This window comes from Aeromicrobium sp. (genome assembly GCF_014378035.1).
Lineage (GTDB): Bacteria > Actinomycetota > Actinomycetes > Propionibacteriales > Nocardioidaceae > Aeromicrobium.
On the sequence record NZ_JACMOM010000243.1, the window covers coordinates 1 to 5,964 of the forward strand.

6 protein-coding genes and 1 pseudogene are annotated in these 5,964 nt (G+C 66.7%); 3 read left to right on the top strand and 4 right to left on the bottom strand.

Annotated features, from left to right (window positions below; translation table 11 throughout):
• On the top strand, window positions 1–1,308 hold a 1,308-nt coding region (locus tag H7290_RS12575; protein ID WP_290514360.1), incomplete at its 5' end, for a formate--tetrahydrofolate ligase.
• A 447-nt stretch (window positions 1,309–1,755) separates the two neighbouring features.
• Here the strand turns inward: H7290_RS12575 and H7290_RS12580 are convergent.
• From H7290_RS12580 to H7290_RS12595, 4 genes are all read right to left on the bottom strand, one after another.
• Window positions 1,756–2,145 carry a VOC family protein gene (locus H7290_RS12580; protein ID WP_290514361.1) on the bottom strand — a complete coding sequence of 130 codons (390 nt, stop codon included), beginning with the start codon at window positions 2,143–2,145 and terminating at the stop codon, window positions 1,756–1,758.
• Window positions 2,146–2,222: 77 nt separating this feature from the next.
• Entirely contained in the window at window positions 2,223–2,864 is a 642-nt protein-coding gene (locus tag H7290_RS12585) for a GNAT family N-acetyltransferase (RefSeq protein WP_290514362.1), read from the bottom strand.
• A gap of 63 nt (window positions 2,865–2,927) precedes the next feature.
• A complete protein-coding gene (locus H7290_RS12590) occupies window positions 2,928–3,311 on the bottom strand; it encodes a nuclear transport factor 2 family protein (protein ID WP_290514363.1) in 384 nt (127 codons plus the stop codon).
• A 424-nt stretch (window positions 3,312–3,735) separates the two neighbouring features.
• Window positions 3,736–4,245 carry a DinB family protein gene (locus tag H7290_RS12595; protein ID WP_290514364.1) on the bottom strand — a complete coding sequence of 170 codons (510 nt, stop codon included), beginning with the start codon at window positions 4,243–4,245 and terminating at the stop codon, window positions 3,736–3,738.
• 521 nt (window positions 4,246–4,766) lie between these two features.
• Here H7290_RS12595 and H7290_RS12600 point away from each other — a divergent pair.
• Window positions 4,767–5,444 carry a helix-turn-helix domain-containing protein gene (locus H7290_RS12600; protein WP_290514365.1) on the top strand — a complete coding sequence of 226 codons (678 nt, stop codon included), beginning with the start codon at window positions 4,767–4,769 and terminating at the stop codon, window positions 5,442–5,444.
• Between the two features lie 124 nt (window positions 5,445–5,568).
• Window positions 5,569–5,964 (top strand): annotated as a pseudogene (locus H7290_RS12605) (hypothetical protein); the annotation flags it as partial.

Here is a 5,964-nt window from a genome sequence, read left to right on the forward strand (position 1 = left end):
CTGCACTTCACCGGTGACTTCGCGGCGATCGCGGCTGCGAACAACCTGCTGGCGGCGCTGATGGACAACCACATCCACCATGGCAACGCGCTGGGCATCGACGTCCGATCGGTGGATTGGAAGCGGGTGCTTGACCTCAACGACCGGGCGCTCCGGGATGTGGTGGTCGGTCTCGGCGGCCCCGCGAACGGCTACCCGCGCGAGGATGGCTTCGACATCGTGGTGGCCTCCGAACTGATGGCGATCTTCTGCCTGACCGAGTCGTGGGCCGACCTCAAACGCCGAATCGGCGACATCGTGGTCGGCCACACCCGAGAAAAGAGGCCGGTCACGGCCCGTGAACTAGAGGCTCACGGCGCGATGGCGGTGCTGTTGCGGGACGCGCTCGCACCCAACCTGGTGCAAACGCTGGAGCACACCCCGGCCTTCGTGCACGGTGGCCCGTTCGCGAACATCGCGCACGGTTGTAGCTCAGTGATCGCCACCCGGGCGGCGCTGCGGCTGGCCGAGTACGTCGTCACAGAGGCCGGCTTCGGGGCCGATCTCGGCGCGGAAAAGTTTGTCAACATCAAGTGCCGCGAATCCGGGATCCGTCCCGACGCCGCGGTGTTGGTGGCCACTGTGCGGGCGCTCAAGTTCCACGGCGGGGTAGACCTGCCCGACCTCGGTCGGGAGGATCTCGGTGCCGTGGAGCGCGGCATGGAGAACCTTGCACGGCACCTGCACAATGTTCGTGAGGTCTACGGGATCCCGTGTGTAGTCGCGCTCAACCGGTTCCCGACCGACACGGACACGGAAGTGGCCAGGGTGGTTGAGCTGGTCGACAGCCTGGGGGTCCGGACCCACCCTGCCACTCACTTCGTCGACGGCGGCACCGGCGCAACCGACTTGGCGAAGGGCGTGCTCGACCTGCTCGAGAACACTGACCCGTCAACGTTCTCCTTCACCTACCCCGACAGGCTCCCGCTCAAGCAGAAGGCAGAGACGCTGGCCCATCGGCTCTATGGAGCCTCCGGCGTGACGTGGGACTCCGCGGCCAAGCGGCGGCTCGACCGTCTCGAGGCCGACGGGTACGGCGGCCTGCCAGTCTGCATCGCCAAGACGCAGTACTCATTCTCGACCGACGCCACCCTGCGCGGAGCGCCGACCGGTCACGACCTGCACGTGCGCGAGGTCAGACTCTCCGCGGGCGCTGGCTTCGTGGTCCTCGTTTGCGGTGACGTGATGACCATGCCCGGCCTGCCGGCCACACCGGCCGCCTCCCGGATCGACCTGCTCGACGACGGGACCATCGTGGGCCTGTCCTGACCCGGCGCCCGATCAGGCTCGACCGAGGCCCGGCAGCTGCGCCATTCGTGTCCAGCGCCGCCGGATAGCCGTCGCGCGCGGCATGTGCATTTTGGGGGTTGGCAAGGACTTGCGGCCATGGTGCCTCTTACCGTGGCTGGGGCGACAAGGTCCGCTGCTTCCTCGACGAGAGCGCGGTCGCCGCCCTCGATCCGCGTGAGACCGCAGACCCGAAGACCGAAGACCTGGAGAGCCTGCTTCCCTGGGTCCACAACCGATCGTGGATCAAGGGGGCCAGGCAAGCACCTGGCGATCGTGGACACCGAGTTCGATGCCAGATTCGCCGACGTCCGCACGTAGATGGTCGCGCGGACGCGCGCCGGTACGGGATCCGGTTACTGGTCCCCCGAGCAAGACTCCCTCGAGGAGGGTCGTCCTCATGGCTGGACCGTTGAGGGGTGTCAAGGGTCAGTACGAGTCTCCGGTCCGCCAGGCCATTTCCTGGAGGGTGAGGGTGTTGCCGTCGGGGTCGCTGAATGAGGCGTACCTGACGCCTCCGCCGACGTCGAGGACCGCACTGACGTCGACGTCGCGTCCCAGGAGGTCGGCGCGCGTCTGTTCGATGTCGGCGACGACCAGGTGGAGGGACTTAACGGTGCCGGGCGACATGTCGTCGTACGCCGGCAGGCCGGTGCCTATCCCGATCGAGCAGGCCGAGCCCGGTGGCGTCAGTTGCACCACCCGGACGCCTTCTGCCGGACGGACGTCGAGGTCTTCGACGAAGCCGACCTGCCGGGTGTAGAAAGCCTTGGAACGGTCGATATCGGCAACCGGGATCGGCACCAGTTCAAGCTTCATCTTCATCCTTTGCTCTCCTCGGTCCTGGGGCGGGCCACCACCTTAGGTGGGCCCGGGCCGGACACGCCCATGTGGAATCAGACCGGGTCGCCGCCGACGACATCCTCCACGATTTCAACAACCCGATGCGCTACCAGGGGCTGGGCGGGGAGGTCTCGCCGCATGATCAGGCGTGGCATGCGGCTCGCCACGGCAGCAGTGCCGCCCACGACTCGGAATCCGGCTCGTTCGAACATCGATCTGGTCCCGACGAACGCCATGGTCAGATCCATCCGACCCGGAGGATCGACCGGATGCGCCTCCACGGCGGGTGCGCCGTGGGCGGCGGCGTAGGCAACCGCACCGTCGAGCAGCGGTGCCGTCACGCCTTGTCGACGATGGCCCGGACGGACCACGACGCACACGATGCTCCACACTGGCAGGTCATCGATGGGGCGGATGAGACGTGAATTGGCCAGGCGCGAGATCTCGGTGCGGGGGCCGATGTTGCACCATCCCACCGGCTCGCCGTCCCGGTAGGTCAACACCCCTGGCGGATGATCACGCTCGCACAGGGAACGCATGGCCTGCTCACGGCTCCCGCCGCCAAGCTCCTCGATCTCACCAGCCTGCAGCCGGTGCGACAGACACCAGCAATGGTGAGCGCGGCGGGTGCGGTTGATGACGTCAGTGAAGTCTTCAAAGCGGTCCGGTGTCAGTGGATGCGTCTCCCAAGTCACGGTGCCACTCCACCACGGCCCGCCGACATCGGTGGCGGATCGGCTGGTGGTTGGGCGGAGGAATCAGTCGGTCGGTGGAATCGGAGTCTGTTGGTAGAGCACGAGACGCCAACCATCTACCGAATCCTGGTAGACGCTCGACATCACGCCGGTGAAGGCCGGCTCGTCCGTTTCCCGGTAGGCGGTCCCGCGGTAAACGAGAGCAGCGGTGCCCGGACCGCTGCAGATGAGAAGGGCATCATCGATGCTGTAGGTCCGCCACGGAGGCGCATGCGCGAGCGACTCAACCACGGCCGCGCGATCCATGACCGCACCGTTGGCCAAGACCATGACCGCATCAGCGGTCATCAGGCCGCCGTAGAAGTTGCCGCCCGTGCAGTCGCATAGCGAATCCCAACCCCGGCGCTCGAGCTCCAACAAAGTCGCCTTCACGTCCTCGCCGTCCATCCGACGATGGTAGTGGCCCAAGACGACGACGGCAGTAGCCCCAGAAGCAGAGCGAATCCGGGGGCGTTCGCACGTGTCCCGTGGCCCGAACACTCTGCGGAAACCAAGCCGTCCGGCAGGCGTGGATCTCATCGGGCGTCCCGCAAGACCCGGTGGAGATCTCGGTGAAGGGATCTCAACCGGGACAGCCACAGTCCAAGCCTGAGGAGGCATGGCCACCGTCGGCCAACGGTCAGCAGTGCGCGCACTAGCTGCTTCGCGGGTCTGACGACGAGACCTGCCCCGTAGGCATCGGTGCTGATCGAGCGGGCAACCGCTGTTGGGTCTCGCAAGCAGCTACCAAGGGAGCGACCCTGACCCAGGAGTTCACCCCGGCAGATCGGTCACCGGCGCGGGATCTCGAGGGGCACATCCGCAGACGCTCCTATTCTCCGACTGTCCCGTTGGCGATCTCAACAACGATGTCGAGGTGACCAAGGTGGCGGGCGTACTCCTGAACGAGATGGAACAGAATCCGTTCGAGGGTAGCCGGCTCGGCGCCTTCCCAACGCGGCCCAGGCTGACCGACCGTCGCCAGGTCGTTGCCCTCGATGATGGCCTTACTGCGGACGCCCTGAGCAATGAGCGCGCCGATGAGGTCGGCGGCCGTCTCGTCCGGAGAGACGTACCAGTGCTCGTCACGCTGGTCGCCCCAAGGGTCATCGACAGAGCGACCCTCGAAGCCCCACTCGAGCCACCTCAGCTCGACGAACATGAGGTGCTTGACCACCTCGAGAGGCGCCCACCCCGATGGCAGTCGACTGCGGCGTTGTTCGGGTACGTCCAGTCCCTCGACCTTGGCGATGACCCTGGTTCGGAAGTAGTCGAGGTACCCGAGGAAGACCCCTGCTCGTGACGGGACAGTCGAGGTCGGGCTCGGAAAGTTGTCACTCACCGCACCATCATCGCCCGAAAACGGGGCACGTACGGCGACCTTCTGAGCAGAGGCAGTCCAGGGTGCACCGTCGACCTGTTCAACTACGACGCGTCGGTGAGGAGGGCGCTGTCTTGGGGGGAAATGGGCGGCCGCTGACAACACGACCTCCCTTCGGGTTGCCGCGGGCGCCTACTCCCCGCTCCTATGCACGCAGCTGTCCATCAATCAGCTGGGCCACTGCTGGGAGTCCGCTCGTGGTACCCCGCTGCTCGGGAGGATTCATCTCGGTCCGGCCAGAGGTGGCCGTAGGTGTCGAGGGTGGTCTTGGCCGCAGTGTGCCTCAGCCGCGCCTGGACGACCTTGACGTCGAGCCCCGTCGAGTCCGCTTCGGTAACCAGCACTCGCGGTGACGTATCAGGCCTACTCGTTGGCCAGCGCAGGCAACGTCCACAGGCGATCCCATTGAGGTGCGGGAGGTCTCGACTGTGGGTGCTGCGTAGACTTCGGCCCACCCAAGGCCCAAGGAGCACCAACACCCAGTGAGCGCCCTCCAGACCCTTGATCGAGGCCTCGAGGCGATCGAGATCATCTCCCAGCGAACGAGTGGCATTTCCCCTGCTTCGCTCGCCGATGAGTTGGGTGTGCATCGGGCCGGGGCCTACCGGATCCTCAGCACCCTCGAGCGGCGCCACCTCGTAGCCAAGGGCAGTGACGGCCTCTACCGGCTCGGTAGCGGAGCGCTGGTCGTCGCCGGCCGCTTCATGAGCCAGTATCGCTCTGCCGCACAGCCGGTCGTCCAGGAGCTCGCCGACCGCAGTGGGTTCACCGCCTTCGTCTCCATCGCCGACCGTGCCGAGTCGGTGGCCCTCGCCGTGGCCGAGCCGGCTGCCCGCGGCTCCATCGGCATCAGTTACCAGGTCGGCGCCCGCCACCCCCTCGAGGAGGGCGCCGACGGGCTAGCGATCCTCGCCCAGCGCCCCGAACGCCCCACGGACAGCGAGGCCGTCCGGCGTTCCCGTGCGCAGGGATACGCCCTGTCCGACGGCGAGGTCCAGCCCGGCACGGTCGGGCTGGCCGTCGGCACCGGCGGCGCTCCCACGACCAACATCGAGGCCTCCATCGGCGTCGTCCGACTCGGCCTGCACGGGGACCTCGACATCGATCAGCTCCTGCCTCTCGTGCAGTCCGCACGCGACGCCGTCGTCCGCCTGCACTAAGGCCGCGCGCCCCACCCTGCCCCTCCGGGCACCGGTCCCACCCTTTGACCGGGAATGTGATGCGCACTACGTTGTGTGGATAGCGCACATAGATGTGCGCTGACCGCACAAAGGGAGCGCCTGGATGACCGCCGTTTGCCCCGTCTCGCGTGAGGCCGCCGAGTTCGACCCCTTCGGCGACGGTTACCAGCAGGACCCGCCCGGATATGTTGCGTGGTTCCGGGACAGCGAGCCGGTCTTCTACAGCCCCAAGCTCGGGTACTGGGTCGTCACCCGTTATGACGACATCAAGACGATCTTCCGCGACAACATCACCTTTTCCCCGTCAGTCGCCTTGGAGAAGATCACCCCGACGAGCGACGAGGCCAACGAGGTACTGGCCTCCTACGGCTATGGGATGAACCGCACCCTCGTGAACGAGGACGAGCCGGCCCACATGGATCGCCGTCGCGCGTTGATGGAGCCCTTCGCCCCCGAGCACCTCGCCGAGCACGAGCCGATGGTCCGGTCCCTCGTACGC